Genomic DNA, 20,469 nt, shown 5'->3' on the forward strand with positions numbered 1-20,469 from the left:
TCAGGCCGCGTGCGCCTGCTGGCGCAGCCAGGCGAACGCCTCGGCCTCGGTGGCGAAGCTCTTCGCCTCGACCGGCAGCACCTTGCCCATCGTCTCGACCATCGAGGCGGCCTTGTCCGGCGCACCGGCCACGACGTAGTTCCGCACGTGCCTCAGCGACTTGGCCTGCGCCTTGACGGCCTCGTCCGAGAGGCTGGCGTCGGCCTTCGATCCGGCGTCGGTCTCGAACACCAGGCACATGTCCACCGTGTCATGCGCCTTGAACGCGCCGAGCATGAACTCGGACATCGCCTTCATGTCGTCGCGGCCGACCTCGCCGGTGATGCGAAAGGCGTAGAGGTTGGGAATGTCGTGGGCGATCTCGGCGATCGTGTCAGTATGGAACATCTGTCCGCTCCTTGATCCGGGGTGTCCTTCCCGAAACGTCCTCGAAGGACGCCGCGTTCCCCGCCTCAGCGCCCGAGGAACGCGTGCCGCATCAGCCCTGCGCGCCGCGCGAACTCCGATTGCGGCAGGACACCCTGCAGCGCGGCCGTGGGATCGTCCGCCGCCCGCTTCAGCAGCGGCCCGGCCCGCCAAGTCTCCAGCACCGCGGCCCGCGCCGTCCGCGCCGGCCGCCCGGCCCGCGCCAGTCGCGACCGGGCGGCGCCGACCAGCGCCGCCACGTCCGCCTCGGCCAGCTGCGCCATCGGCCGACGGCCCCGCGCCTCGAGCTCCGGCAGCGCCAGAAGGAACCGCGCCAGCCCCGCCGCATGGCCCCGCGCCCGCACAGGCTCCTCGCTCTCGGGCCCTGCGCCGAGCGCCCGCGCCGCCGTCCAGGTCAGGCCGGCCGCCGTCTCCTCGATGTAGTCCGTCAGCGCTTCGGCGCTCTCGAACGGCCCGCCCTCGATATCCTGGCGCCGCGCCACGATCAGCCGATCGAGCAGCTCCGCCCCCTCGGCGTCGAGCACGTGGGCCAGCGGGATGGTCACCTCGTGCTGGCGCACCAGCCCCCCGCGCCCGATCTCGTCCAGCGCGTCGCGCCACCATTGCAGACGCATCTCGCCCAGCATCGGCTCGGACACCATCCACGGCGCGCGTGTCACCTCGATGTTGAAGGCATAGAGCGGAAACAGCACCGCCCGCGCCGCCGGCGGGGCGGCCATCGCGGCGAGAAAGCGGTCGGGATCGCCGCGTTCGACCAGTTCGGCGCAACTCTGCAGGCTCATGGCGCGGCCGCCACGATCTGAGCGTAGCCAAAGCTGTCGCGGTGCCGCCGCCACAGCGCGATCTCGGCCTCCGTCGCGGCAATCGCGTCCCGCAGTTCGGGCGAGGCCCCCAGCCGCTTCTGCTGCACCCGCGTCTCGAGCGGACGATAATAGGTCTCCCAGGCGGCGTCCGGAAGGACGCGCTCGGCCTGCACGCGCCAGCCCGCCCGCTCGACCTGCGCCACGAGGTCGGTCAGCTCGCCGATGCGCGGCACCTCGGCGAAGGTGCGGCGCACCGCGTCCGGCGGCTCGGGCACCCGCCAGATCAACTGCGAAAAGGCGATCGTGCCGCCCGCGCGCATCTGCGGCGCCCAGGCCGACAGCGCGGCCTCGACGCCGGGCCCGTAGATCGCGCCGGCGCACCAGATCAGGTCGAACGGTCCGGTCGCCGCCAGCATGTCACCGCAGCGGGCCGTCACCCTGGGATCGTCGCCAAAACCGCGCTCCACCGCCGCGATGAACGGCGCGTGGGTGTCGAGCGCCAGGACCCGCCCCTCGGGCGCGTGGTCCAGCAATCCCGCGATGTCCGCGCCGGGGCCGCAACCCGCGTCGAGAATGGCCGCGTCGCGCGGGATCGCGGCCCGCGAAAGCGCCCAGTCCAGGCTTTCCCGGTCGCCCGGCCCCTCGCGCGGCAGGCCGTCGTGGAGGTTAAAGAAGGCATCCATGGTCAGACAGGTGTCGCGTCGCGCAGAAGTTTCCAGTTGATCGCGTCAAGCAGCGCCTCGAACGAAGCATCCACGAGGTTCGGCGACACGCCGACCGTCGACCAGCGCCGGCCGGTGCCGTCCTCGCTGTCGATGACGACGCGCGTGACCGCCTCGGTCCCGCCCTGGGTGATGCGCACCTTGAAGTCCACCAGCCGCATGTCGTCGATCGCCGCCTGGTACGGGCCCAGGTCCTTGGCCAGCGCCTTGGACAACGCGTTGACCGGCCCGCGGTCGCTGCCGGTCTCGTCCATCGACTCGCTGACCGACAGCATCTTGCGGTCGCCGATCTTGGTCACCACCACCGCCTCGGACAACGACACGGTCTGGTTGTACTTGTTCTTCCGCCGTTCGATCGTGACGCGGTATCGCTTGACCTCGAAGAAGCGCGGCAGCTGCCCCAGCGCCTCGCGGGCGATCAGCTCGAAACTGGCCTGCGCGGTGTCGTAGGAATAGCCCTGCTCCTCGCGCGCCTTCACGGTCTCCAGAATGGCCGCCAGGGCGGGGTCGCCCTTCTCGACCGGCACGCCCATCCCCTGCAGCCGGGCGATCAGGTTGGACTGGCCGGCCTGATTCGACATCGGCACGATGCGCACGTTGCCCACCACGTCCGGCGAAATGTGCTCGTAGGTCGAGGGGTCCTTCGCGATGGCGCTGGCATGCAGCCCCGCCTTGTGCGCAAAGGCCGAGGCCCCGACATAGGGCGCGCTGCGCAGGGGCACGCGGTTGAGGATGTCGTCCAGCGTCCGGCTCGCCTTGGTCAGCCCCCGCAGCCCCTCCGGCGTCACCCCGATCTCGTAGCTCGAGGCATAGGGCTCCTTCAGCAGCAGCGTCGGGATCAGCGTCGTGAGATTCGCATTTCCGCAGCGCTCGCCCAGGCCGTTCAGCGTTCCCTGGATCTGCCGCGCCCCGGCATCGACGGCGGCCAGCGTGCCGCCGACGGCGTTGCCGGTGTCGTCATGTGTGTGGATCCCCAGCCGGTCGCCGGGGATGCCCTCGGCGATCACCGCGCGGACGATTTCCCCGATCTCCACCGGCAGCGTGCCGCCATTGGTGTCGCACAGGACGATCCAGCGCGCGCCGGCATCCCGCGCCGACCGCAGGCAGTCCAGCGCATAGCTGCGGTTCGCCTTCCATCCGTCGAAGAAATGCTCGGCGTCGAACAGCGCCTCGCGCCCCTCGGCCACCGCGTGCGCCACCGAGGCGCGGATGTTCTCGACATTCTCCTCCAGCGTGATCCCCAGAGCGCGCTCGACGTGGAAATCGTGCGTCTTGCCCACCAGGCACACCGCGGGCGTGCCGGCGTTCAGAACGCCCGCCAGAACGTCGTCGTTCTCCGCCGACCGCCCCGCCCGCTTCGTCATGCCGAAGGCGGTCAGCGTCGCGCGGGTCTGCGGCCGGGCCTCGAAGAAGGCGCTGTCGGTCGGGTTCGCGCCCGGCCAACCGCCCTCGATATAGTCGACCCCGAGGGAATCCAGCAGCGCCGCGATCTGCATCTTCTCGGGCGTCGAGAACTGCACACCCTGGGTCTGCTGGCCGTCGCGCAGTGTCGTGTCGAACAGCGTCAGCCGTTCCATGTCGCCCCGCCTCTTTGGTTCCGGAAATATCCTCGGGGGGTGAGGCCCGCCAGAGCCGAGGGGGGCGGACAGCCCCCCTGCCCGGCCGGCGGCCCCACCCTCACCGTTTCAACTCGTCGAGCTTCGCCGGATCGAAATCCGGGCCCAGCTGCCACTCCGCGCCCTGTGGCGTGTCCTTCACCAGCACGCCGGCGGCGGCAAAGCCGTCGCGCAGGGCGTCCGCGCGGGCAAAGTCCTTCGCCTTGCGCGCCTCGGCCCGTTCGGCCAGCAGCGCCTCGATCAGGGCGGCGGACGCGTCGTCCGCCTCCGCTGCGGCGGTCCAGCCCGGCACGCCATCGCCCATCAGGCCGAGGAAGCGCAGCGTCGCCCGCAGGGTCGTCGCCTCGCCCGCCTGCGCCAGCCGGTGCAGTTCCGAGATCGCGCCGGCGGTGTTCAAGTCGTCGGCCAGCGCCTCGATCACGGCGGGCGCGACGGCGCCGTCCGCGGGCGCGTCCGCGACGAGATCGTACCACTTGCGTAGCACCGTCTCCGCCTCGCGCGCCTTGGCGTCGGTCCAGTCCATCGGCCGGCGGTAATGGGTCGACAGGAACACGAAGCGGATCACCTCGCCCGGGATTTCACGGTCCAGCAGGTCGCGGACGGTGAAGAAGTTGCCAAGCGACTTGGCCATCTTCTTGCCCTCGACCTGCAGCATCTCATTGTGCAGCCAAACCTCGGCGAAATGGCCCTCGGGATGGGCGCAGCGGCTCTGGGCCAGTTCGTTCTCGTGGTGCGGGAACAGCAGGTCGTTGCCGCCGCCGTGGATGTCGAAACTCTCGCCGAACAGCGCCCGCGTCATCGCCGAGCACTCGATGTGCCAGCCGGGACGTCCCAGGCCCCATGGGCTGTCCCATCCGGGCTGGTTTTCGTCCGAGGGCTTCCACAGGACGAAGTCCATCGGGTCGCGCTTGTAGGGCGCGACCTCGACCCTCGCGCCGGCGATCATGTCCTCGACCGAGCGACCCGAGAGGTTGCCATAGGCGGAATAGGACCCCACCGAGAACAGGACGTGCCCGTCGGCGGCATAGGCGTGGCCCCGGTCGATCAGCCCCTGGATCATGCCGATCATCTCGTCGATCCACGCGGTCGCGCGCGGTTCGTGATCGGGCCGAAGCGCGCCGAGCGCATCCATGTCCTCGTGATACCAGCGGATCGTCTCGGACGTGATGTCGCCGATCGGCCGGCCGGTCTCGGCGGCCTTGGCGTTGATCTTGTCGTCGACATCCGTGAAGTTCCGCGCATAGACGACGTGGTCGGCGCCGTAGACATGGCGCAGCAGGCGGTAGAGCACGTCGAAGACGATGACCGGGCGGGCGTTGCCCAGATGTGCGCGGTCATAGACGGTCGGCCCGCAGAGATACATCCGCACATTGTCGGGATCGATCGGACGGAACGGCGCCTTGCGGCGCGTCGCGCTGTTGGTGAGTCGGATCTGGGTCATCACTCGCCCGCTGACGGTTCGGCCCGGGCGACCTAGCAAGAAGCGCCGGGATTGGAAACCGGTCTCGACACCACGGGACACGAGGGGCTGGGGTCGCTACGACGGCGGGCGTCCGGTCCGTGCGACCAAAAAAAGAGGGATGCGCCGGTTTGCGGCACACCCCCCTTTGCTGGTCCGTGAGTGGCGGATCAGAAGCGGTACGTCACGCGCGCTTGCGCGGTAGTGGCTTCGACGTCCGTGCCGGTGTCGTCGAAGTCGTCGAACTGGTGATACAGGACTTCACCGCCCACGGTGACGCTGTCGGTCACCTTGTAGTCGGCGCCAAGGCCGACGAAGTAGCCGGTGTCCGAGTAGTCCTCGCCGCCGATCTCGGCGTCGGCATAGGCGGCACCACCGGTGGCGTAGATCAGGGTCGAACCCAGGTCATAGCCGCCGCGGACCTTCAGGCGGGCAACGCTGTCGAGCGAGCCGACCTCGGTGCCGTCCGCCTCGAGGTCGATGTCGGCGAAGTCGTAGTCGACGCCGGCGCCGAGGACGAAGTTGCCGAAGTCACGGTCGTAACCAGCGGTCAGACCGCCGATGACGCCATCGCCGTCGGCGTCGCCACCGTCATTCTCGGCGGTGATGTCACCATAGCCGAGCTCGGCACCGACATAGGCACCGGTCCAGTCGCCGGTCACGGGAACGACCGGCGCGGGCTGGCTGGGCTGAACGACGGGGTCGGCCGGCGCGGGCGTCATGCCGCCAGCGAAGACGGGCGTGCCGGCAACGACTGCAATAAGGGAATAAGTTGCGATTTTCATTGGTGTCTCCATGTACCACTCGGTCCTAACCGGGGCGTTCTCCGCGCCCTGGTCTTGGCGGGAAGATAGTATCGCGGCCCGTAGTTCCATAGGGGCTGTCGAACGGATCACGAAATTGCGCTTCAATCCGCAGATCGAAAGACCCTTATCGGCTGATTTTAGCCGAAAAATCCGGGCAACGGGCCTGGCGATCACGATTTCTGGAACCGGTCAGTTTCCTGCCTTATCCTCGAGCGTCAGCCACTCCTCTTCGGCGCGTCCCAGGGCGGCCTGCCGAGTCTCCAGCGCCTCGGTCGCCTTGCGGAATTTCACCGGCTCGCGGCTGTAGAGTGCGGGGTCCGCCAGAAGGGCCTCGAGCTTGCCGATCTCGGCCTCCAGGCGCGAGATCTCCTCGGGCAGCACCTTCAGCCGGTGTGCCTCGGTATAACTGAGGCCCCCCGCCCCGTTCGCGGCCTTCTGCGGCTTGTCCTGGGCCTTGGGCCCGGACTTCTCGCTGCGCGACCGCTCGACACCCGCATCGGCGGGGCGCTGTTCGCGGTAGTCGCTCCATCCGCCGGGATAGACGGTGGCCCGGCCGTCACCCTCCATCGCGACGGTCTGCGTCGCGACGCGGTCGAGGAAGTCACGGTCGTGGCTGACCAGCAGCACCGTGCCCTCGTAATCGCCGAGGATATCCTGCAGCAGGTCCAGCGTCTCGATGTCGAGGTCGTTGGTCGGCTCGTCCAGGACCAGCAGGTTCGACGGCTGCGCCATGATCTTGGCGAGCAACAGTCGGGCCTTCTCGCCGCCCGACAGCGACTTCACCGGCGCGCGGGCCTGCGCATCCGTGAACAGGAAGTCCTTGAGATAGCCGACGACGTGCCGGGGCTGGCCGCGCACCATCACCTGGTCGGCCTCTCCGGCGACGCGCATCTCGGGGCTGCCGGTCAGGCTTTCCCACAGGCTCATCTCGGGGTCGAGCTGCGCGCGGTTCTGGTCGAAGACCGCGATGTCCAGGTTCGTGCCCAGCACGACCTCGCCCTCGTCCGGCTCGGTCCGGCCGGTCAGCATGTTCAGAAGCGTGGTCTTGCCCACGCCGTTCGGCCCAACGAACGCTACCCGGTCACCGCGCAGGACCCGCAGGTCGAAGGGATGCAGGATGCTCTTGTCGCCATAGCTCTTGGCGATGCCCTTGGCCTCGATCACGCGCTTGCCGCTCTTCCCGCCCGAATCGAAGGCCATGTCGGCGGTGCCCTGGCGGCGGATCATCTGCGCGCGCTCCTGGCGCATCTGCTGGAGGTTCCGCAGGCGGCCCTGGTTGCGCTTGCGTCGCGCGCTGATGCCCTCGACGGCCCAGCGGGCCTCGGACTTGATCTTGCGGTCCAGCTTGTGCCGCTGCTGGTCCTCTTCCTCCCAGACCTTCTCGCGCCAGTCCTCGAACCGCTCGAAGCCTTCCTCGTTGCGCCGCACCTGCCCCCGGTCGATCCAGAGCGTCGCCCGCGTCAGTGCCGTCAGGAAGGCGCGGTCGTGGCTGATCAGCACGTATCCCGCCCGCGTCTGCTTGAGCTCGTTCTCGAGCCAGGCGATCGCCTCGATGTCGAGGTGGTTGGTCGGCTCGTCCAGCAGCATCAGCTCCGGCGCCTCGGCCAAGAGCTTGGCCAGCGCCGCGCGGCGCCGCTCTCCGCCCGACGCCTTGGAGATTTCGGTGGAGGGATCGAACTTCAGCCCCTCGGCAACCATCTCGACGCGATAGGCCTCCGCGGGGTCCATCTCGCTCGCGGCGAAATCGCCGAGCGTGGCGAAGCCGCCCATCGCGGGGTCCTGTTCCATGTAACCGGTCGTGACCCCGACGGGGAGGACCCTTTCGCCGGTGTCCGGCTCGACCAGGCCGGCCATCACCCTCATCAGGGTCGACTTGCCCGAGCCGTTGCGGCCCACGAGGGCCACACGGTCGCCGGGCTGGACCACGAGGTCGAGGTCGGAGAACAGGGGATCGCCACCGAAGGTGAGCGAGATGTCATTGAGCTGAAGTAGGGGTGCGCGTGCCATGGGCAGCGAGCTATGGCCCGCAGGAGTCGGCGTCAACGGCACAGTCGCCCCGCTGCACCGGTTTTCCGCCCTCTAGTCTCCCGGCAGCACGACCAGCCAGTGCGACAGGCCCGAAAGCTCGGCATCGATGCGGCGCGCGATCTCGTCCCAGTCGCCGCCGGCCATTCCCGCACCGATCATCGGATAGCCGATGCGCGCTTCGGGGAACCGCCCTGCGACGGCGGCGAAACAGCCCGTGACGGCGTCGTAGTCGACCAGCGGACCGCGGCCCTTCCAATGGAACTGGGTATAGGCGTTGACCACGCTCAGCGCGACATCGCTGCGGACCACCCGGCCGACCGAGATCGTGCCCAGCTTGTCGCGCGCGCCGTGCTCGGTCTGCCGGTCGGCGTCCAGCGCCTCGGGAAAGCGCGCGGCGATCGGCTTGGCGATGCCTGCGCCCATCTCGTGAAAGCAGTTGCAGCCGTGGACGATGACGTCGAAACGGCCCTCCTCGGCCATCTCGACAAGGTTGCCTTCGATCCGCTCCATGTGCGCCTCCTATCCGGCTGCCAGCCGCAGCACCCGCGCGCGGGCCGGCGGGATGCCCCCGATCTCGAGCCCGGTGAAGACGTGCAGCGTATTCAGATCGCGGTCCACCACCGCGTGATCGCTGACCCACCCGCCCATCAGCAGATAGGTGCGCAGAAGCGGCGGCATCGTCCGCATCGCCCGCCTGGGATCGGGCGCGCGAAGTGTCTGCCGCGCGAACCGCAGCACCTCGGGCGCCTTGACGCGCGGCAGCCAGCGTTTGGGTGCCAAGTGCCGGTCCCGCAACATGGCGAAGGCGTCGGAATAGGCCGCGGCGTCGGTCCCCCGGAACGAGGAACAGCCGAACAGCATCTCGACGCCGTCCCGGTCCACGCAACGGGTGAGCGCGGCCCACGCGACGCGCAGGATGTCGGGATCGTGCTCGTTTCCCGGCGCGACGCAGAACCGCCCCATCTCGACCATCGGGCCGGGATAGGCGGCGAGCGCGGACAACTCGTAATGCTGCGCGGCGTAGCTGCGGCCGATCTCGGCCCCGTCGTGCAGGGGTAGCAGGCGAAAGCAGCAGACCAGCCGGCCCGTCGCACGCTCTTCGATCAGGATGTGGGTGCAGTGCGCGTCGAATTCGTCGGCCTCGCGCCCGTCCTCGCGGGCCCTGGCGCCGGTTCCGGCGATGAACGCGGCATGGCGCAGGGCCTGCGCCGCGGCGATGTCCGCGTCGCCCTCGGCCCGACGCGCGGCATAGCGTCCCCTGACGAGTATCGACATCCCTGTCGCCCCCTGCCGCCTGCCCGGCCTTGGAGGGCCCGGCATCCTGCCTAGATATGCAACGCGGCACATGCGCAGACAAGACACGTCGCCCCGGCGACACCGATCGAAAGGACGCAGCGAGATGGACCAGACGGTCAGCGACAAGGTCGTCAAATCGGACGACGAATGGCGCGCAGAGCTGAGCGAGCTTGCCTACAAGGTCACGCGGCACCACGGCACCGAACGCGCCTTCACCCACGAGGACTTCCCCGAGGGCCCCGGCCAGTTCACCTGCACCTGCTGCGGCGCGGTGCTCTTCGACAAGGCGCACAAGTTCGACAGCGGTACCGGCTGGCCGTCGTTCTACCAGCCCGCCGATCAGGAGATGGTGGGCGAGAGCGTCGACAAGGGCTGGTTCATGACGCGCACCGAGGTGCACTGCAACCGCTGCGACGCGCATCTGGGCCACGTCTTTCCCGACGGCCCACGGCCGACGGGCCTGCGCTATTGCATAAATGGTGTCGCGCTCGACTTCGAACCCGCTTCGGCCTGAGCCGCGCGGACCCTACGGAGTGGCGTCCTCGCCGAAGAAGCCGGCCGGGTTGAAGTTGCCGAGGTTGCCGAAGAGCTGCTGCAGGAAGCCGATGCCCTGCACGTTGCTCTCGGTCACCCGGCGCGAGATCGGCACCACGTTGCCCTCTTGCAGCCCGAACCGCTCGACATTGGTGACGACGCCACCGTCGTTGAACGAGATCGCGACGACCTCGCGGTCGATCTCTTCAGGCGCGCGGTAGGCGAAATGACGGAACCGGCTCTGCACGTAGTACCATCCGCCGGCGTCCAGGACGCCGGCCGCCGTGGGGCGGCCCACGGCCTGCGCGACCTCGGCCTGGGTGGACTGTCCGACCTGCACGTCCTGCAGCGCGGAATCGGGGGGCACATAGCCGTGGTTGCGATAGGTGGCACTGCACCCCGACAGCAAGAGACCCGCAGCCAGGGCGGTCGCCAGACCTGCGGTTCGGAAGTTCGCCGTCATTGCTGTCCCCTTGCCTCGTGCGCAGCTGCCACGTAGGTCGATTACCCGAAGCGCCGTCCGACATTCAAGAATGGAGTGAACCGCATGGCACCGCAACGACTTCCCTGGTCCCATTCGGTCGCACTCGGCGATCTTTCGGCGCGGGCCGCGCGGGACATCGCCGTCGCGCCCGACGCCGAGGCGCGGACCGCCCTCGCGCAGGATCTCGGCATCCGGTCGATCCGCAAACTGCGGCTCGACGGCCGGCTCGCACCGACGGGGCGCGACGACTGGCGCTTCGTGGGCACGCTGGGCGCCACGGTCGTGCAGGAGTGCGTGGTCACGCTGGAACCGGTGACGACACGCATCGACGAGCCGGTCGAGCGTCTGTTCACGACGCAACGCATCCTCGACGAGACCGAGGAAGGCGAGGTCGAGATGCCCGAGGACACCGCACCCGAACCGCTGACCGACCCGATCGACCTGGGCGCGGTGATGGCCGAGGAACTGTCGCTCGCGCTGCCGCCCTTCCCGCGCGCCCCGGAGGCCGAACTGGGCGAGAAAATCGCCGGCCCGCCGGACACAGAGCCGCTGCGCGACGAGGACACCAAGCCGTTCGCTGGCCTGGCGGGCCTGCGCGACAAGCTGGACGATAAGAACGGCGGCGGCGAGCCGGAAACCTGACCCGAATCCTCTTGCAACAGCACTTGGAATCGCTATTTTGCGCCGCTCGGACCGCGCCCGGGTTGATATGCCCTGCCGAAGGGCGTAAGGCCCCGCCGAACCACTTCAGACGAACCGGGCCACGGCCCCTGTAACACCGAGGTTGAGACATGGCTGTCCCTCAGAATAAAGTCACCCGTTCGCGCCGTAACATGCGCCGCGCCCACGACTCGCTGACGCCGGACAACCCGGCCGAATGCCCGAACTGCGGCGAGCTCAAGCGCCCGCACCACGTCTGCGGCGCCTGCGGCCACTACGCCGACCGCGAAGTCGTCGCGCAAGCTGACGAGACCGACCTGGACGACGACGCCGCCTGATCACCAGACAAGGACCGCTCCGGCCCACCATGCCCATGTCTTCCGACGCGGACTCCGCACTTGAGGGCCGGATCACCATCTCGGTCGACGCGATGGGCGGTGACAATGGACCGAAGGCGGTCGTTGCCGGCCTTGCGAAGTCTGCGGAAAAGAACCCCGAGATCGGGTTCATCCTGCACGGCCCCGAGGACCAGCTCGCCCCGCTGATCGCCAAGCGCAAGCTGACGGATCGCTGCGTGATCCGCGACGTGCAGGGCGTGGTGGCGATGGGCGACAAGCCGGCGCATGTCATGCGGCACGGTCGCGACACCTCCATGTGGTCGACGATCGAATCCGTGCGCAACGGCGAGGCTGAGGTCGCGGTAAGCTGCGGCAATACCGGCGCGCTGATGGCGCTGTCGATGGTGCGGCTGAAGAAGCTCGAGGGCGTCAACCGCCCCGCCATCGCCTGCCTCTGGCCGTCGCGCAATTCCCACGGCTTCAACGTGATGCTCGATGTCGGCGCCGATATCCGCGCCGATCAGGACGACCTGCTGCAATTCGCGCTGATGGGTGTGTCCTATGCCCGGAACGGCCTGGGGCTGGAGCAGCCGCGCGTCGGCCTGCTCAACGTCGGAACCGAAGAGCACAAGGGCCGGGCCGAGCTGAAGGTCGCCCACGACATGATCGGAGCCGCGGCGCCAGACGGGCAGTTCGACTTCGTCGGCTTCGTCGAGGGCGGCGACATCCCCTCGGACCGGGTGGACGTCATCGTGACTGACGGCTTCACCGGCAATGTCGCGCTCAAGACCGGCGAAGGCACGGCGACGCTGATCCGCGACCTGCTGAAAGAAGCCTTCGCCTATTCGCCGCTGTCGCGGATCGCGGCCCTGCTCTCGCTGACATCGATGAAGCGCCTGCAGAAGCGGATCGATCCGCGGCGGGTCAATGGCGGCGTGTTCCTGGGACTGAACGGCACCGTCGTGAAGAGCCACGGCTCGTCCGACGACACCGGCGTCTCGGCGGCGATCAAGCTGGCCTTCACGCTGGCGAAGGGCCGGTTCACCGAACGTCTGGCGGCGCGGGTTGCATCGGGGCAATCCCTTCTTCAGGATATCGGGACGACCGAGCAAGACGAACGGTTACAACAATGACAAAACGCGCCGTCGTCCGCGGGATCGGGCATTATCTGCCCGAGCGGGTCGTGCCGAACGCCTATTTCGAGGATTCGCTCGAAACCTCGGACGAATGGATCCGGTCGCGGACAGGCATCGAACGCCGGCACTTCGCTGCCGAGGGCGAAACGACGTCGCACATGGCCACCCATGCCGCGCGCGCCGCGCTCGCCGATGGCGGGCTGGAGCCCGGCGATCTCGACGCGGTGATCGTGGCCACCTCGACTCCCGACCTCACCTTCCCCTCCGCCGCGACGATGGTTCAGGAGGCCCTGGGCATGACCCACGGCTTCGCGTTCGACCTGCAAGCCGTGTGCGCGGGCTTCGTCTATGCGCTGGCCAACGCCAACGCGCTGATCGTGTCGGGACAGGCCGAACGCGTGCTCGTCATCGGCGCCGAGACCTTCTCGAAGATCCTCGACTTCGAGGACCGCGCCACCTGCGTCCTCTTCGGCGACGGCGCCGGCGCCGTGGTGATCGAGGGCGCGACCGGCGAGGGCACGTCGGACGACCGTGGCATCCTGGCGACCGACCTGAACTCCGACGGGCGGCACCGCGAGATCCTCTACGTCGACGGCGGCGTGTCGACCCAGACGACCGGCCACCTGCGGATGCAGGGCAAGGAGGTCTTCCGCCACGCCGTCGACAAGCTCGCGCGGACCGCGCACACCTCGCTCGAACGGGCCGGGCTCGAGCCAGGCGAGGTGGACTGGATCGTGCCGCACCAGGCCAACCTGCGCATCATCAAGGCGACGGCGTCAAAGATGGGGCTGGGCATGGACAAGGTGGTTGTCACCGTCCAGGACCACGGCAACACCTCCGCCGCCTCTATCCCCCTGGCCCTGTCGGTCGGCTGCGCCGACGGCAAGATCAAGCGCGGCGACGTCGTCGTGACCGAGGCGATCGGCGGCGGGCTGGCCTGGGGCTCTGTCGTCCTGAGGTGGTAGGCGGCGACCGGCCTGAGGTCGAACGTTCGGGATACCGGCCAAGCCGTTGACATTGACTCATAATCGCGGTGTGCGCATGCTCACGCAACCAATGTGCGGGGGACAGATCACATGGGCGACAAGACTCTCACGCGAATGGACCTGAGCGAGGCTGTGTTTCGCGAGGTCGGTCTGAGCCGGAACGAATCCGCGCAACTGGTGGAATCGGTGCTGACGCACATGTCGGACGCGCTCGTGCGGGGCGAGACGGTCAAGATCTCGTCCTTCGGCACGTTCACCGTCCGCTCCAAGGCGGCGCGCGTCGGGCGCAATCCGAAAACCGGCGAAGAGGTCCCGATCTCGCCCCGCCGGGTCTTGAGCTTTCGGCCCTCGCACCTGATGAAGGAACGCGTCGCCGCGGGCAACAAACGGTAATCTTTCATGGAAAAGTCCAAGGACGCCTTCCGCACCATTTCGGAAGTGGCCGAGTGGCTGGACGTGCCCACGCATGTCCTGCGCTTCTGGGAAAGCCGCTTCACGCAGGTCAAGCCGGTCAAGCGGGCCGGCGGACGGCGATACTATCGCCCGGCCGACATGGCGCTGCTGGGCGGGATCAGGAAGCTTCTGCACGAGGACGGCCTGACGATTCGCGGCGCGCAGAAGCTGCTGCGCGAACAGGGCGTGCGTCATGTCGCGTCGATGTCCCCGCCGCTGGAAGGCGGCGATGTCTACGATCCCGACGCGGGCGTTGTCAGCCCGGCTGAGAACGCCACGCCGCCGTCCCCCGACGCGCTCGCCGGCGGCGGCACCGTCGTGCCTTTCACCGCGTTCGACGCGCCCTCTCGCCGCACGACCGCGGCAGCAGAGCCCGAAGAACCGGCGTATGCCCCCGCCGCCGCGCAGGCCCCTGCCCCCGCAGACGAGCCGGCGGCCGAGGACGAGGCGCCCGCCACCTTCTCGCACGAACGCGTCCAGCGCGAGACTCCCCCGCCCGGCGACCTGCCCCCGGAAGAGCCCGCCGCGATCAACCACGCGCCGGGCACCACCGAAGCGACGCCGCCGCTGCCGCCCCAACCTGCCGAAGAGGACGCGGCCGCGCAGTACGGGCTGGATTTCGGCGACGCGGCCGCGACCGGCACGGGCTTTCACGCCGATGTTCCCGCAACCGATCCGCAGGACGACCAGGCCGCGATCGAGACGCCCGCGATCACCCGCCTTCGGCAGAGCCCAGCCGACATTCTCGCGCAGCACCGGGCCGCGCTGCAGCCCGTCTACGACCGGCTCGTTGCGCTGAAATCCCGCCCCGGCGCCGGCGAGCGGACCTGACGTCACAATGGTCGGAATCTGCGGCGATCCCCTCTTGCCCTCGCGCGTCAAACCGTTACAAGGCGCGTCAGTCGGGCTATGGCGCAGCCTGGTAGCGCGTCCGTCTGGGGGACGGAAGGTCGCAGGTTCGAGTCCTGCTAGCCCGACCAATTCCGACATCTGCACGATCGGAGTCCCGGCGTGACCGGCGTCCTGCCCGCGCAGACGCTGCGCCGCCTCATCGCCGACGGTGCGATCCACGCCGCCGAGCCGATTCCGCAAGAGCAGGTGCAGCCCGCGTCCCTGGACCTGCGGCTGGGCCACGTCGCCCACCGGGTCCGCGCCTCGTTCCTCGCCGGCTCTGGCTCGAGTGTCGCCGACCGTCTGGCGGATTTCGAGATGCACACCGTCGACCTCAGCCGGGGCGCTGTGCTCGAAAAGGGCTGCGTCTATCTCGTCCCGCTGATGGAGCGCCTCGCCCTGCCCGCCGGGATCGAGGCCGTCGCCAATGCCAAGAGCTCGACGGGGCGGCTTGATCTGCTGACCCGCCTCGTCACCGATGACGGGACCGAGTTCGACCGCATCCCCGAAGGCTATGACGGCCCGCTCTATGCCGAGATCTGCCCTCGTTCGTTCTCGGTCCTCGTGCGGCCCGGCATGCGGCTGAACCAGCTGCGCCTGCGCCGTGGCGACGCCGTGCTCGACGACGCCGCTCTGACGGCGCTGCACGCGCGCGAGCCTCTGGTGGACGGGGCGGCGGTGATCGACGAGGGGCTGGGCTTTTCGGTCGATCTCAGGCCCGATGCGGGCGGACTGGTCGGGTACCGCGCCAAGCCCCATACCGGCGTGATCGACCTCGACCGCCTGGGCGCCTATCCGATCGACGAGTTCTGGGATGAAATCCGCACAGACCGCGGGCGCATCATCCTGGACCCCGGCGCCTTCTACATCCTCGTCAGTCGCGAGGCCGTCACGATCCCGCCCGCCTACGCCGCCGAGATGGCGCCGTACCTGGCGATGGTGGGCGAGTTCAGGGTCCACTATGCGGGCTTTTTCGATCCGGGCTTCGGCCATGCGGCTGCCGGGGGACTGGGCGCGCGCGGCGTGCTCGAGGTACGTTGCCACGAAGCGCCCTTCGCGCTGGAGCACGGGCAGGTCGTCGGCCGGCTCGTCTACGAGGCGATGGAAGAGCTGCCAGAGCAGCTTTACGGACGGGAAATCGCATCGAACTATCAGGGTCAGGGCCTGAAGCTCGCCAAGCAATTTCGCGAGGCCGAAAGGGCCTAACCGAGCGCCGTGTCGCCGGTTCCCGAGACGTGAGTCTTTGAAATCAAGCTCTCACGCTGCGGCAGTTATCCGCCATCGGATCGCCAGATTCCGCCCTGAATTCCGGTTTCCTGAAAGTCGCCTGGAACGGAACGCACCCTCCGCGCCGTTACTCGAGCACATCAGCCGACGGGCACCGCCCAAGGCGTGTCAGAAAGTAAGGAGTTCGACATGCGTACCACCAAGACCAGCACCGCCGCTCTCGCCGCCGCCGTTCTCGCCGTGGGCACGGCGCCCGCGCTCGCCGACGTGACCGCGACGGCCGCGACCGACCTGAACCTGCGGTCGGGCCCCGGTGTGCAGTCCGAGATCATCGGCGTCATCGCCGCCGAGGACGAGGTCAACGTCACGCGCTGCATCGAGGAAGCGAACTGGTGCGAGGTCTCATACGACGGCAGCACCGGCTGGGCGTATGGCGACTACCTGCAGACGACGATGGCCGATGAAGCCGAGCCGGTCGCCGTCTACCCCAACCGCACCGAGATCGAGGTCGAGACCGTGACCGTCGAGGAAGGCGGCAACGAGATAACCGCCGCTGGTATCGTCGGCACCGCCGGCGCCGCTGCGGGCGCCATCCTCGGCGGGCCGGCCGCGATCGCCGCGGGCGCCGTCGCCGGCGCCATGAGCGGTGCCGCCGCGACGCCGGAAGAGCGTACCGTCACCTATGTCCGCGAGAACCCGGTCGAGCCGGTGTACCTGCAGGGCGAGGCCGTGGTCGGCGCGGGCGTGCCGGAGTCGGTCGAACTGGAGCCAATCCCGGAGAGCGAGCAGTTCGCCTATGTCAACGTGAACGGCCAGCCCGTCATCGTGACGGCGGAAGACCGTAAGATCGTCGAGATCCTGCGCTAAGGCGAATTGCACATCCCTTTGACGGGCGGCCGCGGGCCGCCCGTTTTCGTCTGCACGACCTAGAAGCGGCCGATCTTGCGCAGCACCCGCAAGCCCTTCTTGGCCCGCTTCGAGTTGGTCTTCGAGGCCTGCAACTGCTCGCGCTCGGACCGGGACATGTCACGCTTGTCCTTCTTGGCGCCAAGCGTCTTGTCGATCCCCGCATCGACGCCCTTGTTGATCATCTGCCGCATGAGGCGGCGGCCGATCATGCCGACGATCCTGTTCATCGAACGTCCCTATCCTGACTTACAGCCTGCGTTGCGGGCCACAATGGCAACCGGCGGAGCGCGCCGCAAGCGGTGGCTAGTCCTCGAACATCTCGTTCTGGTCGTCCCCCTCGTCGTCCTCGTCGCCGCCGGTGTCGCGGTCGGGGGGCGGGCGGCTTTCCAGCAGGCCGGACGCCCGCAGGTCGCGCAGGCCCGGCAGATCGCGGGCCGTCTCCAGCCCGAAATGGTCGAGGAAATCCTGCGTCACCACGAAGGTCACCGGGCGGCCCGGCGTCATCTTGCGACGGCCGAACCGGATCCACTCCATCTCGAGCAACTGGTCGATGGTGCCGCGGCTGACACTGACGCCGCGGATCTCCTCGATCTCGGCCCGGGTGACGGGCTGGTGATAGGCGATGATCGCCAGCATCTCGATCGCGGCGCGCGACAGCTTGCGCGTCTCGACCGTTTCCTTCTGCATGAGATAACCGAGGTCCGGCGCGGTGCGGATCGCCCAGGCTTCGCCCACGCGCACGACGGCGACACCGCGCCCCTCGTACCGGCGCCGAAGCGCGTCGAGCGCGCGTTCCGCGTCGCAGCCGTGCGGCAGCCGTGCGTTGAGTTCGGGGATCGAGATCGGTTCGGCCGTGGCGAACAGGATCGCCTCGACCATGCGCTCCTGCTCGGCCTCGAGCGGGGCCTCGAACAGGCTGTCGCGCGGCGCGTCGTCGCCCTGGTCGTTGTCAGTCACCGACGGCCTCGCGCGCCCGCAGCTCGATCGGCGCGAAGGTCTCGCCCTGGCGCAGTTCGATATGACCGGCCTTCACGAGTTCCAGCGTCGCGGCGAAATGCGACGCGGTGGCCGAGCGGCGCTTGACCGGGTCGTCGTCCCAGCCGTCGGGCATGTAGCTCGACAGGTCGGTCCACTCTCCGGCGAATCCGACCAGGGGGCGCAACCGGTCCAGCGCCTCTTCCATCGTCATCACCTTGTCGCGGTCCATGACATAGGGGCGGAATTCGTCCCGCGTGCGGATGCGGGCATAGGCCTGGGTCAGGTCCAGAAGCGTCGCGGTATAGCGCACACGACGCACCCGCTCGACCATCTGGGTCTGGCCACGGGGAAAGAAGTCGCGGCCCTTCTGGTCCCGCGCCATGAGCCGCGCCGCCACGTCCCGCATGGCCTGAAGCCGCTCGAGCTGGAAGGCCAGATGCGCGGCAAGGTCCTCGCCCGAGGGCCCCTCGTCCTGCGGGTCCGGCGGCAACAGCAGGCGCGATTTCAGGAAGGCCAGCCACGCCGCCATGACAAGGTAATCCGCTGCCAGCTCGATCCGCAGCGCCTTGGCCTCGTCCACGAATTGCAGGTACTGCTCGGCCAGTTGCAGCACCGAGATCTGGCGCAGGTCGACCTTCTGGGTGCGGCTCAGCTGCAGCAGCACGTCCAGCGGCCCCTCGTAGCCGTCGACATCGACGATCAGCGCCTCGGCGGCCCGCCGCGCGGCGATCTCGTCGAGGTGAACGGCGTCCTCAGGCATCCGTGCGGCTCCGGAGGAGACCCGCCAGCTCGTCCGCCAGCGCGGCGGTGTCGGCGTCCTGCGGGTTGGGCCGTGCCGCGATCACTGCATCCGCCCGCTCCTGCGCAGCGGGGCCCATGGCGCCCGAGGCGGTGACGACGTCCTCCATCTCGGCCCGGTCGCCGTTGCAATGCAGGACCACGTCGCAGCCAGCCTTCAGGCTCGACCCGGCGCGGTCGGCAATCGAGCCGCCGAGCGCCTGCATCGAGACGTCGTCGGTCATCAGCAGACCGGCGAAACCGATCGTCTCGCGGATCGCGGAGATGCCTTCGGGCGATTGGGTCACCGGGCGGTCGGGGTCGATGGCCGAGAAGACGATATGCGCGGTCATTGCCATGGGCAGGTCGGCCAGCTCGCGAAACGGCGCGAAATCGGCGTCCAGGTCCGTGCGGTCGGCCGAGACGACCGGCAGGCCCAGGTGGCTGTCGACCTCACCGCGGCCGTGGCCGGGGATGTGCTTGAGCACCGACTGGACGCCACCGGCAGCCTGCCCCTCGGCGATGGCGCGGGCCAGCGTGGCGACCGTCTCGGGCGTGTCACCATAGCAACGGTCGGCAAGAAAAGGATGGGTGATGGCCCGCGCCACGTCGGCGCAGGGGGCGCAGTTCACGTCGACCCCGACCCCGCGCAGCTCGTCGGCGATCAGCCGGCCCCGCAGCCACATCGCCCGTTCCGCCGCGTCGCCGGCGGCGTCGACATGGTCGCGCGGCGCAAGCCACTGGCGCCAGTGCGGCGGCCTGAGGCGTTGCACGCGGCCGCCCTCCTGGTCGATCAGGATGGGCGCGTCGCGGCCCACGGTGTCGCGGAGATCGGCGCAGAGCCCCCGCACCTGATCGGGCGTTTCGATGTTGCGCGCGAACAGGATAAAGCCCCACGGCGCCGCCTCGGCAAAGAACGCGGCCTCGTCACGCTCCAGCCGCGGGCCCGCGCAGCCGAGGATATAGGCGCCCTGGCCCAAGGGATCAGCGCGCCACGACGGGGATGCAGTCGGCCCGTTCGGCCACCAGCGCGGCGCAGAAGCGGCGGGCATCGGCGAGGTCGGCAAAGCCGGTGGCGCGCAGGCGATAGAAGGTCTGCCCGCCGGACTCGGCCTTCTGGACGACGCGCTTCTTGTCGTCGAAGAACTCTTCGAACCGGCCGCCGATGACCTGCCACTGCTCGCGCGCGACCTCGGCGCTCTCGAACGCGCCGAGCTGCACCAGGCGGGTGCCCGGCGCGATCTCGGAGACGGCGACCTCGTTGGCGACCGGTGCTGCGGGACGCGCGGCGACCTGGGTCACGTCCTGCACGTCGCGCGACACGGCCACCGCCGGGCGCGGGCTGGGACGGGGCGAGATGCGCACGCCCTCGGAATCCATCTCGGCAAGCTGGCGGGTGCTTTCTTCGGGCGGATCCAGGGGCTTGGCGCCCTGCGACAACTTCTTGGCGATCGCCAGCGCGACCTCTTCGGGGGTTTCCGGCTTCTTGTCCTCGACCGGCTCGGCTTCGGCCATCACGGTGTCGGGCCGGGTCTCTGCCGGGGTGTCGGCGGCGGGCTCGGCCGCGGGTTCGGTGTCGTCCGCAAGCTCGGCCACCGGGCGATCCTCTTCGTCGAGGTTCATCGGATCGGGGGCCAGCGTCAGCCGGTCCGCGAGACGCTCGGAATTGCCCTCGGCCGCGACGGCGTTGACGGCCAGCCCCTGGTGGTCGGCACGTTCGCCGCCGGGATCGTCCGGCGCGACCCGCGCGGGCCCTTCCAGCGCGCGCACGACCGGCACCCCCGAGACGTCCCGCAGGATCAGCTTGTATCCCCAGACGCCCAGACCGGCGATCAGCGCGATCGACGCCAAGCCGCCGACCCACTGCACCGCGCGGCCGACGCCGAAGCCGGCCTCGTGCCCCTCGGGACCGGGTGGATCCATCGAATAGTCGGTCATTG

24 protein-coding genes and 1 tRNA gene are annotated in these 20,469 nt (G+C 69.1%); 10 read left to right on the forward strand and 15 right to left on the reverse strand.

All coding sequences use genetic code 11. The annotated features are described in order from the left end of the window. From BMZ25_RS08150 to BMZ25_RS08190, 9 genes are all read right to left on the reverse strand, one after another. Nucleotides 1–387: a SpoIIAA family protein gene (locus BMZ25_RS08150; RefSeq protein ID WP_092691709.1), complete on the reverse strand. Its 387-nt coding sequence runs from the start codon at nucleotides 385–387 to the stop codon at nucleotides 1–3. Nucleotides 388–452: 65 nt separating this feature from the next. Beyond that, nucleotides 453–1,208 carry a squalene/phytoene synthase family protein gene (locus BMZ25_RS08155; protein WP_092691712.1) on the reverse strand — a complete coding sequence of 252 codons (756 nt, stop codon included), beginning with the start codon at nucleotides 1,206–1,208 and terminating at the stop codon, nucleotides 453–455. Then, entirely contained in the window at nucleotides 1,205–1,912 is a 708-nt protein-coding gene (locus BMZ25_RS08160; RefSeq protein ID WP_092691714.1) for a class I SAM-dependent methyltransferase, read from the reverse strand. Before BMZ25_RS08160 ends, BMZ25_RS08155 begins: the two co-directional genes overlap by 4 nt. A gap of 2 nt (nucleotides 1,913–1,914) precedes the next feature. After that, entirely contained in the window at nucleotides 1,915–3,528 is a 1,614-nt protein-coding gene (gene cimA, locus BMZ25_RS08165; RefSeq protein ID WP_092691717.1) for a citramalate synthase, read from the reverse strand. 100 nt (nucleotides 3,529–3,628) lie between these two features. After that, the gene (gene cysS, locus BMZ25_RS08170) at nucleotides 3,629–5,008 is read right to left on the reverse strand and encodes a cysteine--tRNA ligase (RefSeq protein WP_092691720.1); all 1,380 of its coding nucleotides are present in this window, start codon (nucleotides 5,006–5,008) and stop codon (nucleotides 3,629–3,631) included. A 188-nt stretch (nucleotides 5,009–5,196) separates the two neighbouring features. Next, nucleotides 5,197–5,811: an outer membrane protein gene (locus BMZ25_RS08175; RefSeq protein ID WP_092691727.1), complete on the reverse strand. Its 615-nt coding sequence runs from the start codon at nucleotides 5,809–5,811 to the stop codon at nucleotides 5,197–5,199. Between the two features lie 210 nt (nucleotides 5,812–6,021). After that, nucleotides 6,022–7,839, reverse strand: a complete 1,818-nt coding sequence (locus BMZ25_RS08180) for an ABC-F family ATP-binding cassette domain-containing protein (protein ID WP_092691729.1) — start codon at nucleotides 7,837–7,839, stop codon at nucleotides 6,022–6,024. Between the two features lie 72 nt (nucleotides 7,840–7,911). Further along, complete coding sequence (locus BMZ25_RS08185) at nucleotides 7,912–8,370, reverse strand: macro domain-containing protein (RefSeq protein ID WP_092691732.1); 459 nt, start codon at nucleotides 8,368–8,370, stop codon at nucleotides 7,912–7,914. A gap of 9 nt (nucleotides 8,371–8,379) precedes the next feature. Beyond that, nucleotides 8,380–9,135, reverse strand: a complete 756-nt coding sequence (locus BMZ25_RS08190; RefSeq protein WP_092691735.1) for a GNAT family N-acetyltransferase — start codon at nucleotides 9,133–9,135, stop codon at nucleotides 8,380–8,382. A gap of 124 nt (nucleotides 9,136–9,259) precedes the next feature. Between BMZ25_RS08190 and msrB the strand changes: the two genes are divergently transcribed. Next, nucleotides 9,260–9,670: a peptide-methionine (R)-S-oxide reductase MsrB gene (gene msrB, locus BMZ25_RS08195; protein WP_092691739.1), complete on the forward strand. Its 411-nt coding sequence runs from the start codon at nucleotides 9,260–9,262 to the stop codon at nucleotides 9,668–9,670. Between the two features lie 12 nt (nucleotides 9,671–9,682). On the opposite strand, the gene BMZ25_RS08200 is transcribed toward msrB, so the two are convergent. After that, a complete protein-coding gene (locus tag BMZ25_RS08200) occupies nucleotides 9,683–10,153 on the reverse strand; it encodes an outer membrane protein assembly factor BamE (protein WP_092691742.1) in 471 nt (156 codons plus the stop codon). An 84-nt stretch (nucleotides 10,154–10,237) separates the two neighbouring features. On the opposite strand from BMZ25_RS08200, the gene BMZ25_RS08205 reads away from it, so the two are divergent. From BMZ25_RS08205 to BMZ25_RS08245, 9 genes are all read left to right on the forward strand, one after another. Continuing rightward, the gene (locus BMZ25_RS08205) at nucleotides 10,238–10,816 is read left to right on the forward strand and encodes a YceD family protein (protein WP_092691745.1); all 579 of its coding nucleotides are present in this window, start codon (nucleotides 10,238–10,240) and stop codon (nucleotides 10,814–10,816) included. A 149-nt stretch (nucleotides 10,817–10,965) separates the two neighbouring features. Beyond that, a complete protein-coding gene (gene rpmF / locus BMZ25_RS08210) occupies nucleotides 10,966–11,172 on the forward strand; it encodes a 50S ribosomal protein L32 (protein WP_092691747.1) in 207 nt (68 codons plus the stop codon). Nucleotides 11,173–11,207: 35 nt separating this feature from the next. Then, nucleotides 11,208–12,305 carry a phosphate acyltransferase PlsX gene (plsX, locus tag BMZ25_RS08215; RefSeq protein ID WP_092691749.1) on the forward strand — a complete coding sequence of 366 codons (1,098 nt, stop codon included), beginning with the start codon at nucleotides 11,208–11,210 and terminating at the stop codon, nucleotides 12,303–12,305. After that, the gene (locus tag BMZ25_RS08220) at nucleotides 12,302–13,273 is read left to right on the forward strand and encodes a beta-ketoacyl-ACP synthase III (RefSeq protein WP_092691752.1); all 972 of its coding nucleotides are present in this window, start codon (nucleotides 12,302–12,304) and stop codon (nucleotides 13,271–13,273) included. The genes plsX and BMZ25_RS08220 overlap by 4 nt, the downstream gene beginning before the upstream one ends. A 111-nt stretch (nucleotides 13,274–13,384) precedes the next feature. After that, nucleotides 13,385–13,687, forward strand: a complete 303-nt coding sequence (gene ihfA / locus BMZ25_RS08225; protein WP_092691754.1) for an integration host factor subunit alpha — start codon at nucleotides 13,385–13,387, stop codon at nucleotides 13,685–13,687. 6 nt (nucleotides 13,688–13,693) lie between these two features. Further along, a complete protein-coding gene (locus BMZ25_RS21145) occupies nucleotides 13,694–14,578 on the forward strand; it encodes a MerR family transcriptional regulator (protein WP_092691756.1) in 885 nt (294 codons plus the stop codon). Nucleotides 14,579–14,650: 72 nt separating this feature from the next. Further along, a tRNA-Pro gene (locus tag BMZ25_RS08235) sits at nucleotides 14,651–14,727 on the forward strand. 31 nt (nucleotides 14,728–14,758) lie between these two features. After that, complete coding sequence (locus BMZ25_RS08240) at nucleotides 14,759–15,844, forward strand: 2'-deoxycytidine 5'-triphosphate deaminase (protein ID WP_092691759.1); 1,086 nt, start codon at nucleotides 14,759–14,761, stop codon at nucleotides 15,842–15,844. A gap of 210 nt (nucleotides 15,845–16,054) precedes the next feature. Beyond that, nucleotides 16,055–16,732 carry a DUF1236 domain-containing protein gene (locus BMZ25_RS08245; protein WP_092691762.1) on the forward strand — a complete coding sequence of 226 codons (678 nt, stop codon included), beginning with the start codon at nucleotides 16,055–16,057 and terminating at the stop codon, nucleotides 16,730–16,732. A gap of 59 nt (nucleotides 16,733–16,791) precedes the next feature. Here the strand turns inward: BMZ25_RS08245 and BMZ25_RS08250 are convergent, their stop codons facing one another. The 5 genes from BMZ25_RS08250 to BMZ25_RS08270 form a co-directional block, all read right to left on the reverse strand. Further along, on the reverse strand, nucleotides 16,792–17,001 hold the full coding sequence (locus BMZ25_RS08250) for a hypothetical protein (protein WP_092691765.1): 210 nt from the start codon (nucleotides 16,999–17,001) through the stop codon (nucleotides 16,792–16,794). A 76-nt stretch (nucleotides 17,002–17,077) separates the two neighbouring features. Then, nucleotides 17,078–17,653 carry an SMC-Scp complex subunit ScpB gene (gene scpB, locus BMZ25_RS08255; RefSeq protein WP_092692463.1) on the reverse strand — a complete coding sequence of 192 codons (576 nt, stop codon included), beginning with the start codon at nucleotides 17,651–17,653 and terminating at the stop codon, nucleotides 17,078–17,080. Nucleotides 17,654–17,723: 70 nt separating this feature from the next. Continuing rightward, nucleotides 17,724–18,512: a segregation and condensation protein A gene (locus tag BMZ25_RS08260; protein ID WP_092691767.1), complete on the reverse strand. Its 789-nt coding sequence runs from the start codon at nucleotides 18,510–18,512 to the stop codon at nucleotides 17,724–17,726. Further along, nucleotides 18,505–19,509, reverse strand: coding sequence for a glycoside hydrolase family 3 N-terminal domain-containing protein (locus tag BMZ25_RS08265; protein ID WP_235859821.1), 1,005 nt, complete (start codon nucleotides 19,507–19,509; stop codon nucleotides 18,505–18,507). Before BMZ25_RS08265 ends, BMZ25_RS08260 begins: the two co-directional genes overlap by 8 nt. A gap of 4 nt (nucleotides 19,510–19,513) precedes the next feature. Beyond that, nucleotides 19,514–20,467 carry an SPOR domain-containing protein gene (locus tag BMZ25_RS08270; RefSeq protein WP_092691773.1) on the reverse strand — a complete coding sequence of 318 codons (954 nt, stop codon included), beginning with the start codon at nucleotides 20,465–20,467 and terminating at the stop codon, nucleotides 19,514–19,516. Nucleotides 20,468–20,469: the final 2 nt, after the last annotated feature.

The sequence above is a fragment of the Tranquillimonas rosea genome (assembly GCF_900111315.1).
Lineage (GTDB): Bacteria > Pseudomonadota > Alphaproteobacteria > Rhodobacterales > Rhodobacteraceae > Tranquillimonas > Tranquillimonas rosea.